Annotated in this window: 15 protein-coding genes; 1 reads left to right on the top strand and 14 read right to left on the bottom strand. The window is 36.6% G+C overall.

The features are described from left to right. Positions 1–85: 85 nt before the first annotated feature. The 14 genes from ATZ35_RS08375 to ATZ35_RS08310 all read right to left on the bottom strand — a co-directional run bounded on the left by ATZ35_RS08375 (position 86) and on the right by ATZ35_RS08310 (position 22681). Positions 86–652 carry a DUF5067 domain-containing protein gene (locus ATZ35_RS08375; RefSeq protein WP_208930360.1) on the bottom strand — a complete coding sequence of 189 codons (567 nt, stop codon included), beginning with the start codon at positions 650–652 and terminating at the stop codon, positions 86–88. Positions 653–664: 12 nt separating this feature from the next. Further along, positions 665–5815, bottom strand: coding sequence for a SpaA isopeptide-forming pilin-related protein (locus tag ATZ35_RS08370; RefSeq protein WP_208930359.1), 5151 nt, complete (start codon positions 5813–5815; stop codon positions 665–667). Between the two features lie 49 nt (positions 5816–5864). Further along, entirely contained in the window at positions 5865–6518 is a 654-nt protein-coding gene (locus ATZ35_RS08365; RefSeq protein ID WP_208930358.1) for a hypothetical protein, read from the bottom strand. Positions 6519–6560: 42 nt separating this feature from the next. Next, on the bottom strand, positions 6561–7424 hold the full coding sequence (locus ATZ35_RS08360; protein ID WP_208930357.1) for a BsaA family SipW-dependent biofilm matrix protein: 864 nt from the start codon (positions 7422–7424) through the stop codon (positions 6561–6563). A gap of 51 nt (positions 7425–7475) precedes the next feature. After that, entirely contained in the window at positions 7476–8189 is a 714-nt protein-coding gene (locus ATZ35_RS08355; RefSeq protein ID WP_208930356.1) for an LPXTG cell wall anchor domain-containing protein, read from the bottom strand. Positions 8190–8215: 26 nt separating this feature from the next. Then, positions 8216–9304 carry a BsaA family SipW-dependent biofilm matrix protein gene (locus tag ATZ35_RS08350; RefSeq protein WP_208930355.1) on the bottom strand — a complete coding sequence of 363 codons (1089 nt, stop codon included), beginning with the start codon at positions 9302–9304 and terminating at the stop codon, positions 8216–8218. A gap of 56 nt (positions 9305–9360) precedes the next feature. Beyond that, on the bottom strand, positions 9361–10122 hold the full coding sequence (locus tag ATZ35_RS08345; protein ID WP_208930354.1) for a signal peptidase I: 762 nt from the start codon (positions 10120–10122) through the stop codon (positions 9361–9363). A gap of 648 nt (positions 10123–10770) precedes the next feature. Next, the gene (gene metF / locus ATZ35_RS08340; protein ID WP_208930353.1) at positions 10771–11634 is read right to left on the bottom strand and encodes a methylenetetrahydrofolate reductase [NAD(P)H]; all 864 of its coding nucleotides are present in this window, start codon (positions 11632–11634) and stop codon (positions 10771–10773) included. After that, the gene (gene metE / locus ATZ35_RS08335) at positions 11635–13899 is read right to left on the bottom strand and encodes a 5-methyltetrahydropteroyltriglutamate--homocysteine S-methyltransferase (RefSeq protein ID WP_208930352.1); all 2265 of its coding nucleotides are present in this window, start codon (positions 13897–13899) and stop codon (positions 11635–11637) included. 159 nt (positions 13900–14058) lie between these two features. After that, complete coding sequence (locus tag ATZ35_RS08330) at positions 14059–14784, bottom strand: epoxyqueuosine reductase QueH (RefSeq protein ID WP_208930351.1); 726 nt, start codon at positions 14782–14784, stop codon at positions 14059–14061. Positions 14785–14823: 39 nt separating this feature from the next. Next, positions 14824–15741 (bottom strand): L-lactate dehydrogenase, encoded by a 918-nt coding sequence (locus ATZ35_RS08325; RefSeq protein WP_208930350.1) that lies wholly within the window; start codon positions 15739–15741, stop codon positions 14824–14826. A 138-nt stretch (positions 15742–15879) separates the two neighbouring features. Beyond that, complete coding sequence (locus tag ATZ35_RS08320; protein ID WP_208930349.1) at positions 15880–17178, bottom strand: hemolysin family protein; 1299 nt, start codon at positions 17176–17178, stop codon at positions 15880–15882. 119 nt (positions 17179–17297) lie between these two features. Next, positions 17298–19307, bottom strand: a complete 2010-nt coding sequence (locus ATZ35_RS08315) for a KUP/HAK/KT family potassium transporter (RefSeq protein WP_494337781.1) — start codon at positions 19305–19307, stop codon at positions 17298–17300. 737 nt (positions 19308–20044) lie between these two features. After that, positions 20045–22681 (bottom strand): calcium-translocating P-type ATPase, PMCA-type, encoded by a 2637-nt coding sequence (locus ATZ35_RS08310; protein ID WP_208930348.1) that lies wholly within the window; start codon positions 22679–22681, stop codon positions 20045–20047. 708 nt (positions 22682–23389) lie between these two features. Between ATZ35_RS08310 and ATZ35_RS08305 the strand changes: the two genes are divergently transcribed. Continuing rightward, positions 23390–23644: a helix-turn-helix transcriptional regulator gene (locus ATZ35_RS08305; RefSeq protein ID WP_086445070.1), complete on the top strand. Its 255-nt coding sequence runs from the start codon at positions 23390–23392 to the stop codon at positions 23642–23644. Positions 23645–23656 lie beyond the last annotated feature (12 nt).

Below are 23656 nucleotides of genomic sequence, written 5' to 3'. Positions count from 1 at the left end.
AATTTAGCTATAGGTCTTTTTTTATTCTATTTAACCGATTTTATTTTTTACTTCTCTAGTAAATACTCTTTATTAAATAGTGGAACTAATCTAGTTTAATCAAATAATTTTTTGATACTATTGTTGATCCTTCAGCATCTAAAAAATCTAATCTTAAGTCTTTATCTGAAATTGTTTTATAAACTGTAGCCATAGGAATTGCTTTCCCTTGCTCTTGTTCTTTTGTAGATTCATCTGAAAGTTTTTTAATCTGTTCACTAAGTTCTGGATGATCTATAAATAACGTTTCCATCTCATCTTTATTTGATGCTTGGTTAGCTTGCAAATACTTTTCAAATACCTCTTGTCCTGATTTAAAGACATTTGTTTTATTAGTAAAGGTATAAAAAACTACAAGGTACTTTGCATTATCGTCTCCACTAACAACACTTGATCCTGTCAGCTTTGCTTCAAAGTCTGGGCTGATAAAGTTTTCATTATTTACAGCAAATGAATTGTCTGCTGAGGCATAATTATTTTCAGATACTTCTTTTTTTGCAACTTTTCCTTGATCCGTTTTTTTTTCCTTCGATTCACTCTCATTTTTTGAGTTACATCCAGCTAACAATAGGCAACATCCAAGAATTGCCAATCCAATAAGTTTCTTTTTCATTTACATTTCCTCCTACTTCACTTGAGTCAAACGACCTAGTTCATTTGTTTTATAGTCCCAACTATACGGTCGAGGCTCTTTTTCTTTTTCACCATTAGAAGTTGTTCCCATTTTCGGTTCAACAAAAACAGTTACCCAATATTCACTTGATTTACTATAATCTACAACAGGATCAGCTTTTACTATCTCAGAAGTATGATCAAAAGAATGTTTTTCTTCTAAATCAGTATCAGTTGCTGTTGCAATGGCCCCACGATACATATAATATTCAGGTACTAAATCAATAATCCGAAGTTTATCTATGCCAACGGAAATCCTTACTGTTGTAAACAATCCTTTTGTAATCTCTGCTGGTTTATTCTTCACAGTCGAACCAGTAACGAATTGGTACGTATTGACTGTGTTAGAACCTGCGAATTGCTCCAGTTTGAAATAACCTGTGCTAGGAACTACTAAAGCGTCATTCTGATTTAGTACGACTTGTCGTAAATGCAACCGAGTAGGCCTGTTCTCAACTTGATATGTGGTTGTTTTTCCGTGAACTACAGCTACTGGTATCCAACCTTTTTCGATTATCTGATAACCAGGTGGTGGAGCTGTTTCTCTGATATAATACGTACCCGTTGCAATAGCTGGAATAGATATTTTTCCTGATCCATCCGTTTTTTGATTTTTATACAGGATATTTTGACCTTTATTGTCACTTGCTATATCAAAAATAGCTCCTGACAGTTTTCTATCTTTTTTCTCTTCGTCTTGTTTGATGATTTCTAGTCCGCCTTTTTGACGTTCATTTTCAAATTCTACCGGTACCGTTTCCCACGGTTTCACGGTCACTTTCTTACTCTTGGGTACCGATAGCTCATAATTCACTGGCGACGCTGTTTCTTCTACTGTATATTCTCCCGCCGTTAAGAAGCCTGTCGTCACTCGTCCATCATTTCCAGTTTTTAGCTTCGTTATCACTTCTTTCCCCGCACTGTTTAGGACTCTAAACTCTGCTCCTGCGAGTACTTCCTTGCTGTCTTTGTCAAATTTCTTGATAAGAATTAGCCCTTGCCTATTATTGGTGAACGTTAGGTTCGCTGTTTGACCTTTGACTACGTCAATTGATCGATTGTTTCCTTCTACTGGATTTATTTCATGGCCTGCGGGGGCTGCCGTTTCCGTTACCGTGTATTTACCTGTCGGTAAATTTCCCAATGTATACACACCATTCGCATCTGTCTGACCACTTCCTACTTGGGCTCCAGCGGCGTTCTTCACTGTGTATTTTGCCCCGGCTAATCGTTTTTTCGTGTCGTCCTGCTTGATGATTTCTAGGCCGCCTTTTTGACGTTGGTTCTCAAACAATACTAGCGTTGTTCCACCCATTTCCACCGTCACTTCTACACTTGAAGGATTCGCTAGGTCATAGTTTGCCGGTGCTGCACTTTCTTGTACCTTATACTTTCCTGCTGGTAATACGTGTCCTGTTGGCGCTGCCGTTTCCGTTACTGTGTATTTACCTGTCGGTAAATTTCCCAATGTATACACACCATTCGCATTGGTTTGTCCACTTCCCACTTGGGCTCCAGCGGCATTCTTCACTGTGTATTTTGCCCCGGCTAATCGTTTTTTCGTGTCGTCTTGCTTGATGATTTCTAGTCCACCTTTTTGACGTTGGTTCTCAAACAACACCTCTGGCGTCGTTTCTCCCATCTTCACCGTCACTTCTACACTTGAAGGATTCGCTAGGTCATAGTTTGCCGGTGCTGCACTTTCTTGTACCTTATACTTTCCTGCTGGTAAATAGCTCGTCGTTACCGTTCCATCAGTTCCGGTCTTGATGCTCGATATTACAACCTTATTCTGACTATCCGTTACTCGGTACTCCGCTCCTGACAAGACTGCTTTACTTTCTTTGTCTACCTTCTTGATCTTGATTCGCCCTTGGCGATTGTTTGTAAACGTCAGACTTGCCGTTTGATTTCTCACCACATCTACAGTTCGATTATTTCCTTCTACTGGCGCCGCTACGTGTCCTGTTGGCGCTGCCGTTTCCGTTACTGTGTATTTACCTGTCGGTAAATTCCCCAATGTATACACACCATTCACATTGGTTTGTCCACTTCCTACTTGGGCTCCAGCGGCGTTCTTCACTGTGTATTTTGCCCCGGCTAATCGTTTTTTCGTGTCGTCTTGCTTGATGATTTCTAGTCCACCTTTTTGACGTTGGTTCTCAAACAACACCTCTGGCGTCGTTTCTCCCATCTTCACCGTCACTTCTACACTTGAGGGATTCGCTAGGTCATAGTTTGCCGGTGCTGCACTTTCTTGTACCTTATACTTTCCTGCTGGTAAATAGCTCGTCGTTACCGTTCCATCAGTTCCGGTCTTGATGCTCGATATTACAACCTTATTCTGACTATCCGTTACTCGGTACTCCGCTCCTGACAAGACTGCTTTACTTTCTTTGTCTACCTTCTTGATCTTGATTCGCCCTTGGCGATTGTTTGTAAACGTCAAACTTGCCGTTTGATTTCTCACCACATCTACAGTTCGATTATTTCCTTCTACTGGCGCCGCTACGTGTCCTGTTGGCGCTGCCGTTTCCGTTACCGTGTATTTTCCTGTCGGTAAATTCCCCAATGTATACACACCATTCGCATTGGTTTGTCCACTTCCTACTTGGGCTCCAGCGGCGTTCTTCACTGTGTATTTTGCCCCGGCTAATCGTTTTTTCGTGTCGTCTTGCTTGATGATCTGTAGGTCGCCTGTAGCTTGTGTCACACTTAAAGTGGCAGTTGCTTTTATAGGATTGAAAGGTTTCCCTTTTTCTACTAGATTTGCTTTATTTAAATCGTACTTTCCATTGCCGGTAACTGTATTCACCAAATCTGGTTTACCAACTGTAGTTGCATCTGCTATAGCTGTAAAACTGATCACTAATTTTCCTTTTGTCTGGCTAATAATTGGGGATTTAGAAGCCGAATCAGGTAAGCCTTTTGTATTTAGTATTGTTCTTGAAGCATTCCACACCAAATTATCTACAACTTTCTTACTTGCTTCACCATTCAAGGAGTAAGTCGTTGTCCCTGCTTTTGCTACAATTCCAGCTGGTAACTTATCTTCAATAATCATTGAGCTATATAATGCAGTATCTCTAGTTATGTTTTCCATTGTAATAGTGTAGTTAAATTCTTCCCCATTCTCAACTGAGGCTTTATTTACTACTTTACTTATTTTCAGCGTTGGTTTTACTATTACTACATCAGCACTACTTGTCGGAGCGGCTCCATTAAAATTCGATCCATTCACTGAGCTTTCGTTTCTTCGCACCGTCCCATCATTGGCTTGACCAATTCTCGCTTGGATTTTTATTACATATGTCTTATTTCTTTCATGACTTTTTCCTACTGCATAATTATAGTTAATGAGTTTATTTTCTATCCATGCTGAATTTGGTTTGGCTTCATCATTTATAGACCAAGAAGTTAAAGTAACTCCTGCTGGTAATTTGTCTGTAAATACGGCATCTCTCAAATTAGCCATATTTACATTCGTACTTTCATTTCTTAATACGATTTCATACTCTACTATATCATCAAACTTTGCTTTCGTATTTTTTTGATATACAGTTTCTCCAGTAGTTATATTTCTTACTTTTTTTTGAATCGTTGGCTTTGGAGGGTCGAATGGAACTTTTGTTGTCACAGTATTCGATACCTCATTACGTTGAATATTATCAAAAGTTTGCGTCATAACCGTCGCTTTATTTGTTATTTGTGCAAATCCATCTATTACCGGATAAGAATTCAAATTCACTTTAGCATTCAATTTGACAGGAACTGTCACTTCAAGAACTTTATCGTAAAAATTTGCTTGCTTTGTGTTAATGGCTTTCACTGTCAAATTATTATTTGCGTCAACATTTGAAGTGAACTGAGAAGTCAAATTTTCATTACGCACACTATCCTTAACAACAATAGAACCATTAGTTTCAATACCGTTAGGTAGTTTATCAGTAATTTGAAATGAGTTATACCACCACTCTTTGCGTTCTTTGGGTATTCTAGTTTCAAAAGTATAAGTAAAGCCTTCTTCTTTTGAAACTAGCGTATTTGTTACTACTTTTGTTTCATTACTATCACTGACTTGCTTTTTTATCAAAGGTGCTTCAAAAGGACGAGCATTAGTCGTCATCAGTATAAAAGTATACCCTTGACCCCCATTACCTGTTGGCCATTTGGTTACAACATTTCTAGGTTTATCCTCATACTTGATCGTAACTGAAGATCCTTGGAAAATACCCGTGGCAAATGCTTGAGGAGTATTTTCTTTCTGTGCGTCCTTCCCTCCACCAACAAAACGTAATTCGTTCCCAGTCATTCCATACCCCAATTGGTTTTGATGATGAACATACGTTTTGTGCCAATTTGAAGCATCAAAATTCGGAAATACTAATTCTTCAGCATAATCAATGTCTCCAAAAGTAAGTGCTCCTTTTACACTAATTGGCGTTAAGGTTCCGCTCTTATAGAAACTAAATGTTTCTTTAATATCATAAATACCAAAAATATCCTGTGTCATTTCTTTTTCAAAAAATCTAAGTACACCAAACGGCTGTGAGCCTGCCCCTAAATTCAAAGTATAAGAATCAAAAGTTACTTTTATATCAACCAGTTCACCATTATACATTCCTATATTTCTATACCATAGACCCAATGCTCCTTGTTTATTTGCCGGAACTTGCATGACCTTTTGATTCGGAGCCTCTGTGGCAATAACTCCACCCCAACCTTCAACCTTGGTCTCAGGTGTAAACTTTATACTCAAGTTATACTCAGATGGTATCCACGTGTTATAATCCCCTAAACCGCCACTGATAACTCTGTTACCTGGCGGTATTAGTACACCTCCTATAGCATAGCTTTGTCCATACATACGATTATCTTTTCTTAATTCAGAGAAAAAATCTTGTTCTTCTTCTGTAAATTGTTCTGTCTCATCAACTAACTCCGAAAGTTTTTCTTCCTCTTCAGAATTTTCTATCTGTTCATTTATCGTTATATTTTGTTCTTCAGCTTTTATATTACTTGTATTTTTCAGTAATAGTACTATTCCCAAGCTTCCTAAGAAGAAACCAACCACAGCTATTATTTTCACCCATTTATTTTTCATCTTGTATCCTTTCTAAAAAAAAATGAATCTATCTCACAGAATTTTCGCTTTAAATTTGCAGTTTCAATTGATCATCTATTTTTTTTCTAGGATCTTGTTTAGGAATAGTACCTTGCCACCATGCATCACGATAAGCATATGCTGTCGAGCTTACTCCTTCTAGCTTAATTTCAATCTTTATTTCTGCATTTAAATACTGTTCCTCTAAATTCTTTGAAATAATCGTTACTTGTTTGAACAGACTAGAACTTGTTTCATTTTTTTTCAATTTCTTTACATAGTAGAAGTAGCCATCTTGCCCGTCTATCCAGTCAGCTGTATCGAAGGGAATTTCTATCTGCGCATTTTCTCCTTTAAAGCTAGCAGGAAGTACTAAGTCTTCTCCTTCAGAATCAGTGACAATAATTGTTGGTAAAACTAGCACTCGAATAAACATATCTTGATTTTGGTCATTCGTGATTGCAACTTTTTTTGTGATAGGCGTATCAATTTTTATTTCTTTTGATGGAGTAAATGTCTCTTGGATCGTTCCCTTCAGATCACTCAATCGAAAATTATTGACTTCTTCATCTGTTGATTTATTCGCTGCATAAACATCACGCAAAACAGTTCCAATTGCAAATACTAGAACTACTGACAAAACGATCAACGCCCATTTTTTGGGCGTAATTGATTTTTTCTTTTCTTTTTTTTTCGTTCCCATTATTCCCTCCTTCTCTCAGCCAAAGTTGGAAGCTTTTACTTTTTAGTTTAGTTTGTCTTTGAGTATTCCATAAACTATACTATCTGTTCCAATTCCCCACTCTTTAATAATTGTTTTTACAGGGTCATGTGCTTCTAAATAGGGATTTAACTGATATAATGTCCCTTTATAATTGTTTGGTGTACTAGAAGAAAGTGATACGTTATCTACTAATGGCTCGCTTATGTTTCCAGGTGCTAACACTTCAGAATAATAAAAATAACCATCATCGTATAGCCAATAATTCTTTATTCCTGGCTTTGGAACAGAGGTATTCATATATGCTGAAAAATTGATTTCAATGAAATGTAGCGGTAGGGACTTTCTTGCCGAGTCATTTAACTTATATCTGTCTTTTCCATTTGTTCGATCTGCTATATACGCTTTGTTCGCTACATAATAAAGTGAACCGTCTTGATATGTACCGCCTTTTTCTGAAGCTGGTTGCCAAGTAGATATATCTTTACTATTAACTACTGGCTTTTGCTCATTTGAAACTGTGATTAGGTTTCCATTTCCGACTTTATCTCTGACATCTATCTTAAAAGCTAACAGATATTCATAGAGAGAAACTCTTACAAGGGCAGGTGATTGTCCTGTGTTTTGTACACGAATTTGTTTTGTTGTATCTTTTCCAGGCTGCCAAGCTAGATTCGGTTTAAACACTTCAGTTAATTCAGCTTGAAAATGTCCACTTTCAAATTTATTTGTAACTGAATCAGCAGATGTAAACCAAGCATAGGTACTTCCAAGAACCAACAGGCTAGAAAAAAATAGAGAAAAGAGAGCTAAATATAAGCGGAAGCTTCTTTTAGACACTCTTGACTTTTTTTTATATTTTGCTGATCTACGTTTTTTCTTTTTCAAGAGGTGTTCCCTCCTAACTTCCTAATTCAATCATGGTTTTAGTTATTTCATTTATGAGCGTTTCTTTTGATCCTCGTATTTCTTTTTGAAAATCAGCACGGCCATCAGCACTATAAATAAACCTAAAGAAATATAAATCAATACATTTCGCCATTCTTCACCAGTCTGCGGAAAAAATAGTTTTCGTTTCGTTTGTTTATTGTCCTCTGTTCGTTTAGACTCTTGATTTTTGGTTGCTCTAAATTTCCAAACATTTTCCATCATACTTTTTACCTGAAAATCATTTTTCGTGTATGTATGATCCATTTCAAAAATTGCACGCAAACGCTTACTATCCCCAGGATGAAACGTTCCAAATGAATATTCAACTTCTTGTAGATTTATTGTATCGCTAATACCAGAAGCCGGACCATCATATATTTTTTTTCCTGCATAATTCAACACCATGTGGATTGCTTTGGAAAAATCGATTGGTCCGCTTAAGGTAGGCTTAAAAATCTGCATACTTAAATCATACGCTTCTCCCTTATCTACACTCATTAAATCAATGTCAATCGTCCACTTTTTACCTGGTAACACATCTTTGATTTCAACTAGATATTCCCCATCTGATTGAACATGGATTCCTTTATCGTCTCCAATGACGATACCAGAAGGCAATGGTTCTCCCTCCACCCCATGGGCAAAAGTAGGAGAACCACCGGTGATTGATAAACTTATAATAATCAAACTGAATAGTTGACAAAGGTATTTTATCTTTTCCATTCTATATCACCATTGTTTTCTATTTATTAATAGTCACAAAATTCCACTAATTTAGTGTACAAAGTTGGATTGCTTACATCTGTTTTCCAAGTATCTTTAATTGATTGTTGTGCATTTTGAATACCTTGCGCATTTACGATCAAATCAAATTGAAGTAAACTATAGCTATTATCCGCTTGCTCCATTAATTTCACGCTATCCAAGAGTTGAGCCGTTTGGGTACCTCGTAATACTTTTCCAACAAAATAGAAATAACCATCTGCTATGTTGTAATACCATTTATTTTCAGTAATCTCTGTTGTTAACTCTGTAAAGCCTAATTGAATAAGATCATCTGCGAATGACTTATATGTTTTTTCGTCTACAGCTGGTTTGTTATATAATTTATTCGGATCAGCCCAATTTTCCCTTATTTCATTATAAGTTGCATCAATCATAGAAAGATATGCTGGGTTTACTAAGGTTAATTTCTGAGTAGTCCGATCACGTGCAATACTACCTGACGTATTCCCAATATATGCTTTTGCTTTAGTATTATCTGATGCTTCCCATTGTGCTACATAGGAATATTCTTCTGGAATAGGATCTCCAGATGGTTTGTTTCCAGCAGCCTGTACTTCTTTCTCATAAATTTTAAACTTGTATTCTTTATTATCAACCGTAATATTTTGTACTTCAGTTGATAAATTTGCCGTTACATCTACATACCCTAAACTTACATAGTCTGATTTAGAAGGCATCGCTTTTGGTACAACTGGAGGATCTGATAATTCGCTTCCTTTGTTCGGTCCAGATGCCCAAATATATTTGTTTGCTCCATCGAAATAAATCTCATTGTTATTTCTTAATTTCTTGAATACTTCTTCAAAGCTTACGCGAATCAATGCATCATATTCCGATACATTCGCTACTGAAACTTTTTTGGCTACCCCTTCTCCAGGCGTCCAATCTTTTTCAGGTGTAAAGGTCTCAACAATCTGGATATCATTTCCTGCAATTTCACCTTCAAAATGATTGACCGCCGAATCACCACTTGTAAACCAAGCAAAAGTCCCAGCACCCAAAGCCACTAAAGCCAATACACCTGCAATAATCAACAACTTTTTATTTTTCATTTTTAATCCCCCACATATTTTTTATTTAACGTTGACTCATTAAATTAAGAAGCTACTTACTTAGAAAATACATACATCTTAATTACCAATATAAAACCAAAAACAGACAACATAAAGATAATAGAAACAATAAAGTTTTTTCGAATAAACTTTAAAATCGTACCAATTTTTGGAAAGACAAGTATTTTTTTCCCTACCACTTGTTTTTCACTTATCGGCAAATCTTCAGTATCATTATTATCTCCCTTTGTAACATAATACGTTCCTTTTGTTTCATTCAAGTGGTCTAATTTTTTGATTACTCGATGCGTTAAAAAGGCTTCACTTTTCATTGAAGGTCGGTAAGTAATCACCTCGCCTTCTTTTGCAGTATTTCCTTGAATGTCCTTTACAATGATAACATCGCCTGCATAAAAGCCACCCTGTTTCTGATCGCGTTCGTTAGGTGCCATTGAATTCGTCAAAACATTGAAAATACGATAACCTAGAATCGTCTTATTCTGATCATCACTAAATGCAAAAAGAATCGACATGCAAATCAACCCTAAAGTAATGATGTAAAATAGCAGATCTAAAACATTTTTTAACATCTTATTTTTAGGAGAAGACCGATTTTTTTGCATTTTTAATTGTTGTTTCTTTTTTTGAGGCTTTTGTTTTGAAGGCTGCCGAGTCCTCCTTCGATTTTTTCCACCTACACTTGATTTGTCGTATGGCTGCTTCTTCTGTGTTCTTTTAGAATTAGAAGAAGGCTTTTTCTTTCTTGGTTGTTCATCCAAAGATGAATTCCTATGTCTTTTCACTCTTTGTTGTTTCATGTTATACCCTTTCCTTCAAATAACTAAATAACAAATCAAGTACCTTTTTAAAACGTGAATGAATTTTTTTGTAAAAAAATAGTTAAAAAGTAAACATTATACTTTTTCCTTACCTTGCTTCCTCCTAGCCGATAAGGAATGTCACAAAAAAAGGAAATTTAATCATAACCATAAAATTGTAAAAACCAACCAAAAGAATTGTATTTCATCCATTTCACACACCTAAGACTAGGATAAGGAATAATGGTCACATATGTCAACATTAGATGATCTTACCGTTTTTATCTTTTTATTATATTATCTTTATATTTATACTTATATAAAAACAGTTGACAAATTTAACAACCATATCCTATAAAAAATAACACTAAATAATGCATATAAGTATAAATTTGTTCTTTAAAAGAAATTATTACAAATATATTTCTTTTGCAAAAAAAGCTTATTTCTAGATTTTTTGGAACTGTCCTGTTCAAAATGAACCAAATTTAACGAATACACGAAACAAAAATATCATTGGTGTAAAAACAATCCCATTCGAGACTATTTTTACACCAATGATATTCGATATTAAACGGAACCTAAATCCGCCTTATTTACACTTTTTCAATATTTTTGAGTGAACGGACGAGCAAACGCGTTTTTCAACTACGCCTCAAATAAACTACGTGTCGCCTCTCTAATTTTTTGTGCAACATAGGGATTATTCATCGTATACAGATGGATACCATCCACTCCTTGTGCGACTAAATCAACAATTTGATTGATCGCATACGCAATCCCAGCATCACGAATCGCTTCAGGATTATGCTCATAACGTTCCATCATTTTTAAAAACTTCGTTGGCAATGTCACATTAGACATCTTGACCATACGCTCGATTTGCTTTTTATTGACAACTGGCATAATTCCAGCTTGAATCGGTACATCAATAGCGGCGATATCGCATTTTTCTTTGAATGTATAAAAATAATTATTATCAAAAAACAATTGTGAAATCAACTGATTCGTTCCTGATTCTACTTTTCTTTTTAAATTTCTAATATCCTCCACTGAATTTGCTGCTTCACTATGCGTTTCAGGATAGCAAGCTCCAATAATATTAAAATCTCCTTGTTCTTGGATAAATAAGACGAGGTCATTTGCATATGCAAAGTCTTTCTTTGGTTCTTTATCCGGTAAAAGATCTCCTCTTAAAGCCAAAATATTTTCTACCTTTTTTTGTTTTAATTCTTCTAAAATCACCACGATTTCATCTTTTGAAAAATTTACAGCTGGTAAATGGGCCACACTTGGCAAAAATTGCTCATCTTGAATTTTTTGTGCAATATCTGCTGTGCTCAAATTAGCATTTGCGCCACCAGCTCCTAACGTCACACTGATAAAGTCAGGCTGCTGTCCTTTTAAACGAGCCAATGTATGATAAATCGTATCGACCGGTGCTGTTCGTCTAGGTGGAAAAATTTCATAGGAAAAGACGGTCTTCTCGTTGAACAAGGTATCTGTCCTCATTTACACCCCTCCACGTACCTTTTTTGCGGCAAGAACTAAGTTTTTCAAACTTGCTTCTGTTTCTGGTACCCCTCGTGTTTTCAAGCCACAATCAGGATTGATCCAGACTTTTTCAACAGCCAATTTACTTAGAATATTATGAATAGTGGTTTCAATTTCCCCCACAGATGGAACACGAGGTGAGTGGATATCATAGACACCTGGACCAACTTGTGTTTGGAAATCGATTGCTTTTAACGCATCTAAAATAGTTAAATTGGATCGGGAAGCTTCAAAGGAAATAACATCTGCATCCATGTTATCAATATCTTGAATAATATCTGCAAATTCGCTATAACACATATGCGTATGAATTTGCGTTGTTGGCTTCACTTTGCTATGAACAAGGCGAAAGGCTGGTATTGCCCAATCAAGATACTCAGAGTGCCAATCACTTTGACGTAATGGTAACTTCTCTCGTAATGCCGCCTCATCGATTTGAATGATCTCAATCCCATTTTCTTCTAAATCCAACACTTCTTCTTGGATTGCTAAAGCTAATTGCAAGGTTGCCTCTCTTAAACTGATATCTTCCCTAGGAAATGACCAATTCAAAATGGTTACTGGACCTGTTAGCATGCCTTTCATCGGTTTGTCCGTTAAAGTTTGGGCATATTTTGAATACGCTACTGTAATTGGATTTGAGCGTGAAACATCTCCCCAAATAATTGGCGGTTTTACGCAACGAGTACCGTATGATTGGACCCAAGCTTTTTCAGTAAACAAATACCCATCCAAGCTTTCACCAAAATATTCCACCATGTCATTACGCTCAAATTCACCATGAACTAAAACGTCCAAACCAATTTCTTCTTGGAAAGCAACACATTCTGCAATTTTGGCTTTATTGAAATCTGTGTATTGAGTTTCAGTAATTTCACCTTTTTTAAATTTTGCACGATTTTGTTTGACTTCTTTTGTTTGTGGAAATGAGCCAATCGTCGTAGTCGGTAAAATCGGTAGTTTTAGTTTATCTTTTTGAACAACTGCACGATCTGTTAGAGATGGCAAACGAACAAAATCTTGTTCTGTCAAAGCGTTGACTTGCTGAGCTACTTGTTCATTTTTAGCGAATCGTTCTTGCGTGAATAATGCAATATTCGTATTCAGCAACGCTTGGTTACTCTGTTTATTCGCAATGATTTGCTTTAAATCATTTAATTCCGCTAGCTTTTCTACTGCAAAGGCAAAATAATCAGTCACAGTCTTGCTTAATCCTGTTTCATTAGCTAAGGTAAACGGAACATGGAGCAATGAACAAGACGTATTTAATACAACCTCCCCAAAAGATTGGAGTTTTTCCAGTAGTGCTAACGTTTCTTTATAATTGTTTTTCCAGATATTTTTTCCGTTGACGATTCCAGCAAATAAAGTCTTATCTTCGGGAAATCCATATTTTTCAAGTAAATTGAGTGTTTTTCTACCTTCGACAAAATCCAAGCCAAGCCCATCAAAGGGTAAATCGATCAGTTCTTGATACGCATCTCGAACGTCTCCGAAATACGTTTGAACTAAAACTTTTACAGTCCCTTTTTTAGCCAATAGTTTTTGGTATATAGTCTTAAATTGTTGGACTTCAGCTGTTGATAAATCTAAAACTAAAGCGGGCTCATCTATTTGAAGCCATTGGCAACCAGATTTAGCTAAACGATTAAAAATCTGTGCATATGCGTCGATCGCATCCTCATAAAAATCAACTGCTCGTTTTGTCCCATGATAAGTAGCAAGTTTTAGTAAAGTAAAGGGTCCTATGATCGTGGGTCTTGTATTGATCCCAGCTTCTTTGGCTTCATTAAAAGCAGTAAATAACGTATCTCCAACAAGCCTTAGTTCAGTATCATCATCAATTTCTGGAACCATGTAATGATAATTGGTATTAAACCATTTTTTCATCGCTAAGGCAGTCACATCCCCTGAGGCTCCTTGATAGCCCCTTGCTAAAGCAAAATAAGTTTCTAATGGCGACAATTGCAGTGCTTGGTATTTTTTAGGTACGATATTCAATAGAACCGCTGCATCCAATGTCGTATCAAAAAAAGAAAAATCACCACTAGGGATAAAATCGATGCCCTGATCAACCAACAACTGCCAATGTTTATTACGTAACTCTTTCCCTTTTTTTTCTAACTCTTCTGTTGATAGTTCTTTTCTAAAATACTTTTCTGTCGCAAATTTTAGTTCTCTCAATTCTCCCACACGTGGGAACCCGATAATTGATGTCTTCATACTTTTCCTCCTTCAAAGGTATTTCAACTACTTTACCATGATAAAGAAATATAGAATAACACTTATTTTCTATCATTAAATATAGTTTAAAACTATATCAAAGGGAACAAAAAAAGAATAACTTCCATTCCTGTTACTTGGAAATCATCCTCTTTTCTATTATTTTTCTTGTTCTACTAAAAATTCTTTTGCTTCCTTGTTCACTGATTTTAAGTCTATCCCTTGTTTTGTCGCTGCGAACATACAGCCACAATAACATTGACGATAGACATCGTATTCTTTACACAATTCGATTGAACGCTTATAACCATTATTTTTCTTAAAATCACTTGGTAAATAATTAGTGGCATAAAACTTTTGAATATCAATCCCAATCTCATTGATCAATTGACTATTTTTCTTTGGTGATAACGTTAGCGCACTGCCAAAATAGTCATAGCCTAATTCTTGTGCCTTTTCTGCCACGATATCTAAGCGCATTTGAAAACAAGCGGAACAGCGTTTACCACCCTCTGGCTCTTCTGTTAGTTCTTTTTCCTGCACCATTTGGATAAATTTATTGGGCTCATAAGGCGCAGCTAAAAAGTTGACCTGATTGTTTGTCTGCTGATTAAAATCCTCGACAAATTTTTTCTGAACGATTTCCCGACGCTGATATTCTGTTCTTGGGTGAATATTTGAATTAGCAAAGAAAATTGTCACCTCCGCATATTGTGTCAGATATTCAAGGGAATAGGTACTACACGGAGCACAACAGCTATGAAGTAAAATTGTTGGTCGGGTATCCGCTTTTTCCCATTCTGCAATGACTTTTTGTAAAACACGATCATAATTGATTTTTTGATTTGGAGACATTTTCTCCGTTATTTCTGTTAGATTTATCAATGAATTGCCTCCATATTTTCTCAAGCTCGATACTATATTTTACTGCTTAAATGGTAAATTCGCTAGTCCATCTTTAATAATTTGAACTGATTCTTTTAAGCTATTTTGCTCTTTTTCAGTTAGTGGACATGAGATGAACGATTCTATCCCATTTTTCCCGATCACTACAGGTTGCCCATAATAACTATCCATTTGATCATCATACGCTGAAACGGGTACAATCGTTTTGGCGTCATTCAAAATCATTCGGATCAGTCGAGCACCACAGGTTGCGATCCCATAGCTTGTGTAACCTTTTCCAGCAAAGGCATTCCAGCCACCCGCACGAACTGCTTCATCCAATTGGTTTAAATCAAGTTCACTATCCCAAGTCAATAGGGGGCGATCTCCAATCGTCACAGTCGACCAAGCTACAAATTGAGAATCTCCATGTTCACCATAAACATAACCACCTACATTCCGACTGTCGATCGATACATTACGGCTTACTGCTTGTTGCATACGTGCTGTATCGAGCATTGTACCTGTTCCAAATACTTTCGTTGTCTCAAATCCTGTTTGTTTTTGCATATAGGCCGCAATTACATCACATGGGTTTGTAATCGTTATAATAATACCATCAAATCCTGACTGCTTGATTTTAGGCGCTGTCTCTTCAACAATCTTGCTTGTAATCTCAAGCTCTTTAAAACGATCTCCATCATCACCTAGTGCACTGATCTGCCCTGCACAAAAAACAATGACAGAGGCATCTTTCAACGCTTGGTAATCTTGAATGATGATTTTCGTTTTACCCGTTAAAAAAACCTGTGCATCCAATAAATCGTATTCTTCCGAAATCGCTCGCTTTTCATCTTTATCGATCAAAACAAGTTCGTCAACTACGTTTTCGGTCACTAATGTATAAGCTAATGTTGCGCCAACATGTCCTAACCCGATGATCCCTACCTTACGCATTTAAACACTTCCTATCCCATTTTTCTTAATCGTATCGGAATAATATGCTTCCGTCAATCTTATTTTTCCGGCCTATTCAGCGAAAATGATTAATAAAAAGCCACAAAGAATGATTGATTGTCTTTATGGCTCTTTTCTCTATTCAGTTGCTTTTGTTACTTTAAAATAATCAATATGAGCATGTTCATAATCTAGTACTTCAAGGGTAAACCCATCTATCTTGATTTGATCCCCTACCGTAATTTGATTTTTCTGTTGCTCCACAATAAATCCAGCTAGAGTAGACATTTCGGACTCTTCAAAAGGGGGTATTTTGACTCTAAAGTAGCGTTCAAAATCGTCTAAAGTGATTTTTCCAGATACAATATAAGAATTATCTGCTTCTTTTGCAATTAAAGCATTCTCTAAATCTGTTTCATCCCTAATATCGCCGACCAATTCTTCTAAAATATCCTCGATTGTGACCATCCCAGTCGTTCCACCATATTCATCTTTTAAAATGGCAATGTGCTTGCCTTCCTTTCGCATCATCGTCAAAAGAGTTTTGATGGGAATAGTAGTTAAAGCAACGATTGGCTCTTCTACTAATTCACTAACTTTTCTTTGATCGTTGATAAATGATTCCTTGATCAAGGCTGGCAATGTCACATAACCTAAGACATTATCTTTAGACTCTTCGATTACTGGATAACGTGTATGTCCTCGTTTTAATGAATGCTGAATGGCTTGGGCTACAGTTTCATCAGCTTCAAAAACTTCCATTGAGGTCCGATCAACTTGAATTTCTTTAGCTAGAGTATCATCGAATTCAAACACATTTTCCATGTAATGGTATTCTTCTTTTGTTAGTTCACCTTTTTTATAGGAATCAACTGCTACATAAAGTAATTCTTCCTGAGTTAAGGTTTCTTCGCCTTCTGACACTAATTTTATTCCTAGTATTTTTCCTAATTTTGCAGCAGAATGATTTAGCAACCAGATAAATGGATACATTACTTTATAAAAATAGTGCAAGGGCTTCACAATCGCTAAAACAACTTTTTCTGTCTGCGCAATACTATAACTTTTTGGCAGCAATTCCCCCACTACTACATCCACATATGTCACAATGGCAAAACCTAAAATGATGGATATTGTACGGCTAAGAGCTGCGCTGATCGGTAAATTACCAATCAGTGGATGCAACAATGCTGCTACCGATCCTTCACCGACCCAACCAATGATCAATCCTGTTAAAGTGATTCCTAACTGACTAGCAGATAGATAGGCATCCAAATGATGGGTTACATGAATCGCCAACTCAGCGTTTTTTATACCATCGTTTTTTAATTGTTCCAATCTTGACATACGGATTTTCACCAAGGCAAATTCACTTGCTACAAAAAATGCTGTGATGGCAATCATTAAAAATAAAATAAAAAAATTTATTGCAAGCATATTCTACACCTCATTTTTCTTCTTCGTATTCATTATACTTGTCCTTTGAGTATAGTGCGAATGGAAACTATTGTAACAAAAAACTCTAAGACTTTCAGGCAGTCTTAGAGCTTTTTTGTTTAGGATAAAGCTTTCCGTTCTCTTAATCTGGTCTTACGCGTATCCCCAATAATCAATGGAACAGATTCATATTTCACTTCACTATACTCTAAGCCAAACCAGTTTTCTGGTGTGGTCGTTCTCTTTTTGATTGCCAATTTCAGCTGCATGATTTGACGATCCCATTTTTTCAATTCGGTTACTTTTGATAACTCTTCCCGAATAATAATAAATTGGAAGTCACCCACTTCACGTCCAGGTGTCAGTGAATATTTTTGTGGTTGTTTAGGTAAACGACCTTCTTTCATTAAATCATACACGATTTGACGAATATAGACATTGACCTCTTGTGCCACATGGAATCCTAGATACAATTGAACTTGCACAATAAAATCAGTTCCCATCATATCGACAGAGTATTCTTTTGTAAAAGGTTCATCCGTTACTTCAACATTAACAAACCAATAAACATTTGCTCTTTTCGGTTGTTTATCTAAAATAGAGTAAATAATTTGTCTGCCAATTTCATCCCCAATCGTATCAGGAGTCATAAACACCACATTGGTTTGAGATTTTGGCACTGATGTATCATCTTTTAACATCCGTAACTGCTCAACATATTGCTTAAGCGGAACTGTATCAGATGTTTTCTCTTTGATAATATTGCCCCATTCCCAAATCGTCATCACAGCTAAAATCAAGAGAGCAATCCCTACTGCAACGTAACCGCCGTGGAAGAATTTTGCAATACTTGAGACAAAGAAAATTGACTCAATACTACCAAAGAATAAGGTAACCAGATAAGCGACCCATTTTGGCGCACCTTTTTGTAGTAGATAAAACATTAACAAAATAGTTGTCATTAACATGGTTACCGTAATGGAAAGACCATAAGCTGCTTCCATATGTGTAGAAGTTCTAAAGGTAATCACGATCAATGAACACACGATCCACAACATCATATTAACTGCTGGGATATACATTTGACCGATATTTGCACCCGGATAAATAATTTTTAATCTTGGCAATAGTTTTAATTTGATTGCTTCTGACACTAAGGTAAAAGAACCTGAAATCAAGGCTTGAGAAGCAATAACTGCCGCAACTGTAGCAAAAACCACACCAATCAGCATAATACTCTTTGGCATCATTTGGAAAAATGGATTTAAATTCTCAATAGCTAAAACAGACGGATCATTTTTAGCACTTAAAATCCATGCTGCTTGACCTAAATAATTAAGGATCAAACACACTTTGATATACGGCCAACTAGCACGAATATTATGTTTTCCAACGTGACCTAAGTCAGAATAAAGAGCTTCTGCCCCAGTTGTAGCTAAAAAGACATTCCCTAAAACAAAGATCCCTAGTTTATTTTCGGGACTAAGTAATAGATGAATCGCATAATACGGATTCAAGGCACGAAGCACAGTCCAATCTTGACCAAAATTAATCAGCCCCATCACGCCTAAAAAGGTAAACCAAGCGAACATGATTGGCCCAAATGCTTTACCAACCGCATCCGTTCCAAAACGTTGGACAGAAAATAGAATAAGAATAATAACTAAAGTAATCATCACGATGATGTTTTGATCACTCCCAAACCGATCAAAGAAAACAGGAATCCCACGCAATCCTTCGATTGCTGTTGTCACCGTTACCGCTGGTGTTAATACACCATCTGCTAATAACGCCGCCCCACCAATCATAGCTGGAATGATCAGATACTTCCCTTTTTTACGGACAAGTGTGTATAAAGAAAAAATTCCGCCTTCACCATGATTATCCGCATTTAAAGCAATCACAACATATTTGATCGTTGTTAAGATCGTTAATGTCCAAAAAATCAACGATACCGCACCAATAATGAAATTCTCTGAAACATTTTGAAGACCACCATTATCTCCAACGATCGCTTTCATTACATAAAGCGGACTTGTTCCGATATCTCCATAAACGACACCCATGGCCACTAAAAGACCAGCAGCAGTCAATTTCTGATGATGCGAAACTTTTGACTTCTCTATCACAAAATTCTCCTCCAATTTAAAAGCGTAGCGGGCTCGTCCTGCTCTGACTGAAAAATAGGAAAATCTGAAGGTGACGCTTTTTGTCACAGGCAGATTTTATCTTTTTTCCGAAGAGCTAGTCCACAAAGCTAGATAATACAAAAGCTGAAAGAGCTCGTTCAGCCTCGACAGGAAAATAGGAAAAATTGACTGAGGCGTTCTTTGTCTCATTCAATTTTTATCTTTTTCTCGAGAGGCTAGCTCTTGAAGCTAGATAATACTAAAAGCATAGCGGCTCGTTCAGCTCTGACTGAAAAACAAAAAAAATTGTCAGAACTTCTCTTCAACTCACTTCTGCTTTTTAAGTAACATAAGAGACCTAAGTGAAACGACACTTGGCCCTTACACTTAGGTCTCGCAATTTCATTCTTAGACCAGTGTTCTCACACTTGCTGTTGATCTAAAAACATAGATAAACTATGCTGCTACTCCCCTAAGATCCTTATTTGGACATCCAAATAAAAAAATCGATTATTCGTTATAATTAATTTAAAAAAATACCAGCTAAAAAACAAAAATAACTGATTTTGATAACAACTATAATACTCCTTCAACATTTTAGCAAGTCTTTTATGTAAATAAATTCAATAGTATTTTCAAAGCATTCTTTCAATCAAGCTCAAACTATAAAAAAGAACGCTTGAAGGCTCGATTTCTGTTAAGAAATTGGCCCTTCAAGCGTTCTTTTTATGCTCATTTTATTCTGTATCTTCTTCTGGTGAATAATGGAATTTGATCATTTCATTAACAAAAATCGGAATGATCGATAAGCCCATTACTAACAACCAATGATTGATACCGATTGGAACTAATCCAAACAGCTCTTGAGTAAATGGCAATAATGCAATGACCGTTGTAATGATCACAGCCAATACAGCCATTTCAAACAATGATTTATTGGTTGATAATTTTACTCTGAAAATTGATTCCGTACTTCTCACATTGAAAACATGTAAAATCGATGAATAAGCTAAAATCAAGAATGCTACTGTTTGACCAATTTCATGGCTTGCTTCGAAAAAGTAAGAGACTGAATCAACGTTAGCCCCTAAATAGAAACCAAATAAGGTAATCACTGTAAAGACAAAGGCATTGATTCCGATTTTTTGCCATAAGCCACGTGCAAAAATCCCTTCATTTCTTGGAATCGGTGCTTCATCCATGATTCCTTTTTCCGCAGGTTCTTTCCCTAAAGCAAAACCTGGCAAACCATCAGCCACAACGTTTACAAATAATAATTGAACAGCTGTGAATGGTGCTCCCCAACCTAGCAACATAGCAATCAACACAATAAATATCTCTGAAATATTACAACTTAGTAAAAAGTTGACCGCTTTACGAATATTCCGATAAACAGCTCGACCTTGCGCAACAGCATCAACAATTGTTGCAAAATTATCATCTGTCAAAATCATATCTGCTGCACCTTGTGCCACATCGGTTCCAGTAATCCCCATCGCACAACCTACATCACTTGCCTTCAAGGCAGGAGCATCATTGACACCATCCCCTGTCATCGCAACAACAGCCCCAGTACGCTGCCAAGATTTCACAATACGAATTTTATCTTCTGGTGTTACACGAGCATAAACAGAAAGTGATTTCACACGTGAGTCTAACTCTTCATCAGACATTTTTTGCAATTCAGAACCTGTTAAAGCTTCGCTTTTATCTGTTAATATACCTAATTCTTTGGCAATAGCTCCAGCGGTCACTACATGATCTCCTGTGATCATGACGGTTTTGATTCCTGCCTTTTTGGCTCTAGCAATCGCCCCTTTACTTTCTGGTCTTGGTGGATCGATCATACCGATCAATCCTAATAGTCTCAAATTCTTCTCTAACGCCTCTGAAGTGATGTCTGTGGGTTCTTCATCATAAATGGCATAACCTACCGCAATCACTCGTAAAGCTCGTTTTCCAAAGCGATCGTTTACTACTGCTGCTTGTTCCACATCTCCAAAACGAAAACGGGTCAATAAGACGTCAAAAGCACCCTTTGTGACAGAAATATACTTTTTCCCCATTTTATGAACGGTCGTCATCATTTTTCGATCTGAGTCAAAAGGAATTTCACCGATTCTTGGGTATTTTTCTTCCAATTCAGCCTTAGTATGATAATTTTCTTCCACAGCACGTACAATTGCAGCTTCAGTCGGATTTCCTTGGATGACTAAATCGTCTCCGTCTTTATCTACAATAACATCCGTACAAAGCGAAGCCATTTTTAAAACTTCCATTGCTTCATCTGTCATCGCATCTTCAGTATCTGTTACTTCATCTCCACGAGACCAAACACGTCTGACCCGCATTTTATTTTGCGTCAACGTTCCTGTTTTATCAGAACAAATCACATTGGCCGTCCCTAGTGTTTCAACAGCTGGTAAACGGCGAATGATCGCGTGTTTTTTCGCCATTTTCTGTACACCATAAGCCAAAGTCAAGGTCACGATCACCATCAACGTTTCCGGCACCGCAGCAACAGCTAAAGATACTGCTGTCATAAACATTTCTAATATTGGTTCACCTTGGATCTGACCAATGATAAATACTAGAGCCGCCGCAGCTAAAGCAATTAAACTAATCCGTTTCCCTAATTGGTTCAAACGTTTTTGTAACGGCGTTTGTTGGGTCACATCATCATTCAACAAGCCGGCAATTTTACCCATTTCTGTTTGCATCCCTGTTGCCGTAACAATTGCTCGGCCACGACCATTTGCCACTGTACAGCCTTTAAATACCATATTTATATGATCACCGATTGGTGCATCCTGGTTGCCTATGTACTCTGAGTCTTTTTCAATCGGTTCACTTTCGCCAGTCAGTGCTGATTCTTCTACTCTAAGTTGTGCCGTTTGGATCAAGCGAGCATCCGCCGTAATCATCGATCCTGACTCTAGTACTAGTATATCGCCAACAACTACATCTTCTGCATCAATGGTCTCAACTTTGCCATCACGTAAAACCGAACTGCTCTGTTTGTTCATATCTTGCAGGGCGGCCAACGATTTTTCAGCATTTCCTTCTTGAACGATCGCTAATACTGCATTAATGATCACAATGGCGATAATCAGAATTCCTTCAAAATAATCCCCGTGATCTGTAGCAATTGCTGTGTAAAATGAAATAGCTGCTGCAACTAATAAAATGATTGTTGTAAAATCCGATAAACTATGCAGAAACTTCTTTACTATCGACTCTTTCTTCGCTTCATGAAACTTGTTCGCGCCATGTTCAGCAAGCCGCTTCTTGACCTCTTGTTTCGTTAATCCTTGTTCTGTATCTGTATCCACTTCTTTGATAATTGTCTCGATAGGTTGTTTGTATGCTTCCATCCTATCCCCCCATTCTTAAATTTTCCTTCTATTAATATAGTATCTATATTCACTATACCATGTTTTTTTTTCAAACTTCAATAAATATGGCTAAATTTTCATTTTTTTCCGGTAACTTTTTTGTGATTGCCAATCACCCAGCGTATAAAAATCATTGGTACATTTGAAGTCTTTTTATTTGAAAACGCTTACTAAATATGTTACTATAATTATAGAAGGAAGGAGGAACAATCAGTCGTATTGAAGAATTTCTCGAAGTAGACATGAGTAAACGCAAAGTTGTTAGCAGAACACGATTCACCTTTCATCAAGATATATGTGTAGAGTATAAAAATCATAAAAACATCTTTAAAAAATAGTGAATATGTGTAAAAAGTTGGACCATCAATCCAAATAAAGCAAAAAAACACGTATAAAGATTGTTTGATTGAAAAAAATTTAAGAAAAGAAATGTATGAAATGTAATGAAAACAAGATTTGGTTTATGAACAAGAAATTCAACTAATTACTTTACATGTATAACGAAAAGTAAAAAATGACCATTCAATACACTGATTCCTTCCGGTAACGAAAGCCAAGCTAGTCGAGAAGCTTGGCTTTTTTCTTTTGATTTTATCTGCAAGTTATTTGTAAGTGAAAGTAAGATATGGTATATTGACTATGCGCTTTTTATTTAATACATAAATTAGACTATTGGAGGGATTTGCATTGCCAAAAAAGAAGAACTCATCTTTTGAGAGTTCCATTCACGTCTACAGAGCCATGAAACGCATGACCCAACAGGAACTTGCTGACAAGGTGGGAGTATCTAGACAAACAATCATTCAGTTAGAAAGAAATAGGTACAATCCTTCCCTTTTACTGGCTCATGACATAGCAGACGTTTTCGAAGTGCCGATTGAACAAATCTTCACTTTCAAAAAATTAACAGATGACGAGCAAACAAACGAAGTAACCGACTAACAGACGGAAGGA

The organism is Enterococcus rotai (assembly GCF_001465345.1).
GTDB lineage: Bacteria > Bacillota > Bacilli > Lactobacillales > Enterococcaceae > Enterococcus_L > Enterococcus_L rotai.
This window is presented reverse-complemented; position numbering and strand designations above follow the sequence as displayed.

Coding starts and splice junctions, on each gene's coding strand:
- ATZ35_RS08375 (WP_208930360.1), bottom strand. CDS start 652: ATGAAAAAGAAACTTATTGGATTGGCAATTCTTGGATGTTGCCTATTG.
- ATZ35_RS08370 (WP_208930359.1), bottom strand. CDS start 5,815: ATGAAAAATAAATGGGTGAAAATAATAGCTGTGGTTGGTTTCTTCTTA.
- ATZ35_RS08365 (WP_208930358.1), bottom strand. CDS start 6,518: ATGGGAACGAAAAAAAAAGAAAAGAAAAAATCAATTACGCCCAAAAAA.
- ATZ35_RS08355 (WP_208930356.1), bottom strand. CDS start 8,189: ATGGAAAAGATAAAATACCTTTGTCAACTATTCAGTTTGATTATTATA.
- ATZ35_RS08350 (WP_208930355.1), bottom strand. CDS start 9,304: ATGAAAAATAAAAAGTTGTTGATTATTGCAGGTGTATTGGCTTTAGTG.
- ATZ35_RS08345 (WP_208930354.1), bottom strand. CDS start 10,122: ATGAAACAACAAAGAGTGAAAAGACATAGGAATTCATCTTTGGATGAA.
- metF (WP_208930353.1), bottom strand. CDS start 11,634: ATGAGGACAGATACCTTGTTCAACGAGAAGACCGTCTTTTCCTATGAA.
- metE (WP_208930352.1), bottom strand. CDS start 13,899: ATGAAGACATCAATTATCGGGTTCCCACGTGTGGGAGAATTGAGAGAA.
- ATZ35_RS08325 (WP_208930350.1), bottom strand. CDS start 15,741: ATGCGTAAGGTAGGGATCATCGGGTTAGGACATGTTGGCGCAACATTA.
- ATZ35_RS08320 (WP_208930349.1), bottom strand. CDS start 17,178: ATGCTTGCAATAAATTTTTTTATTTTATTTTTAATGATTGCCATCACA.
- ATZ35_RS08310 (WP_208930348.1), bottom strand. CDS start 22,681: ATGGAAGCATACAAACAACCTATCGAGACAATTATCAAAGAAGTGGAT.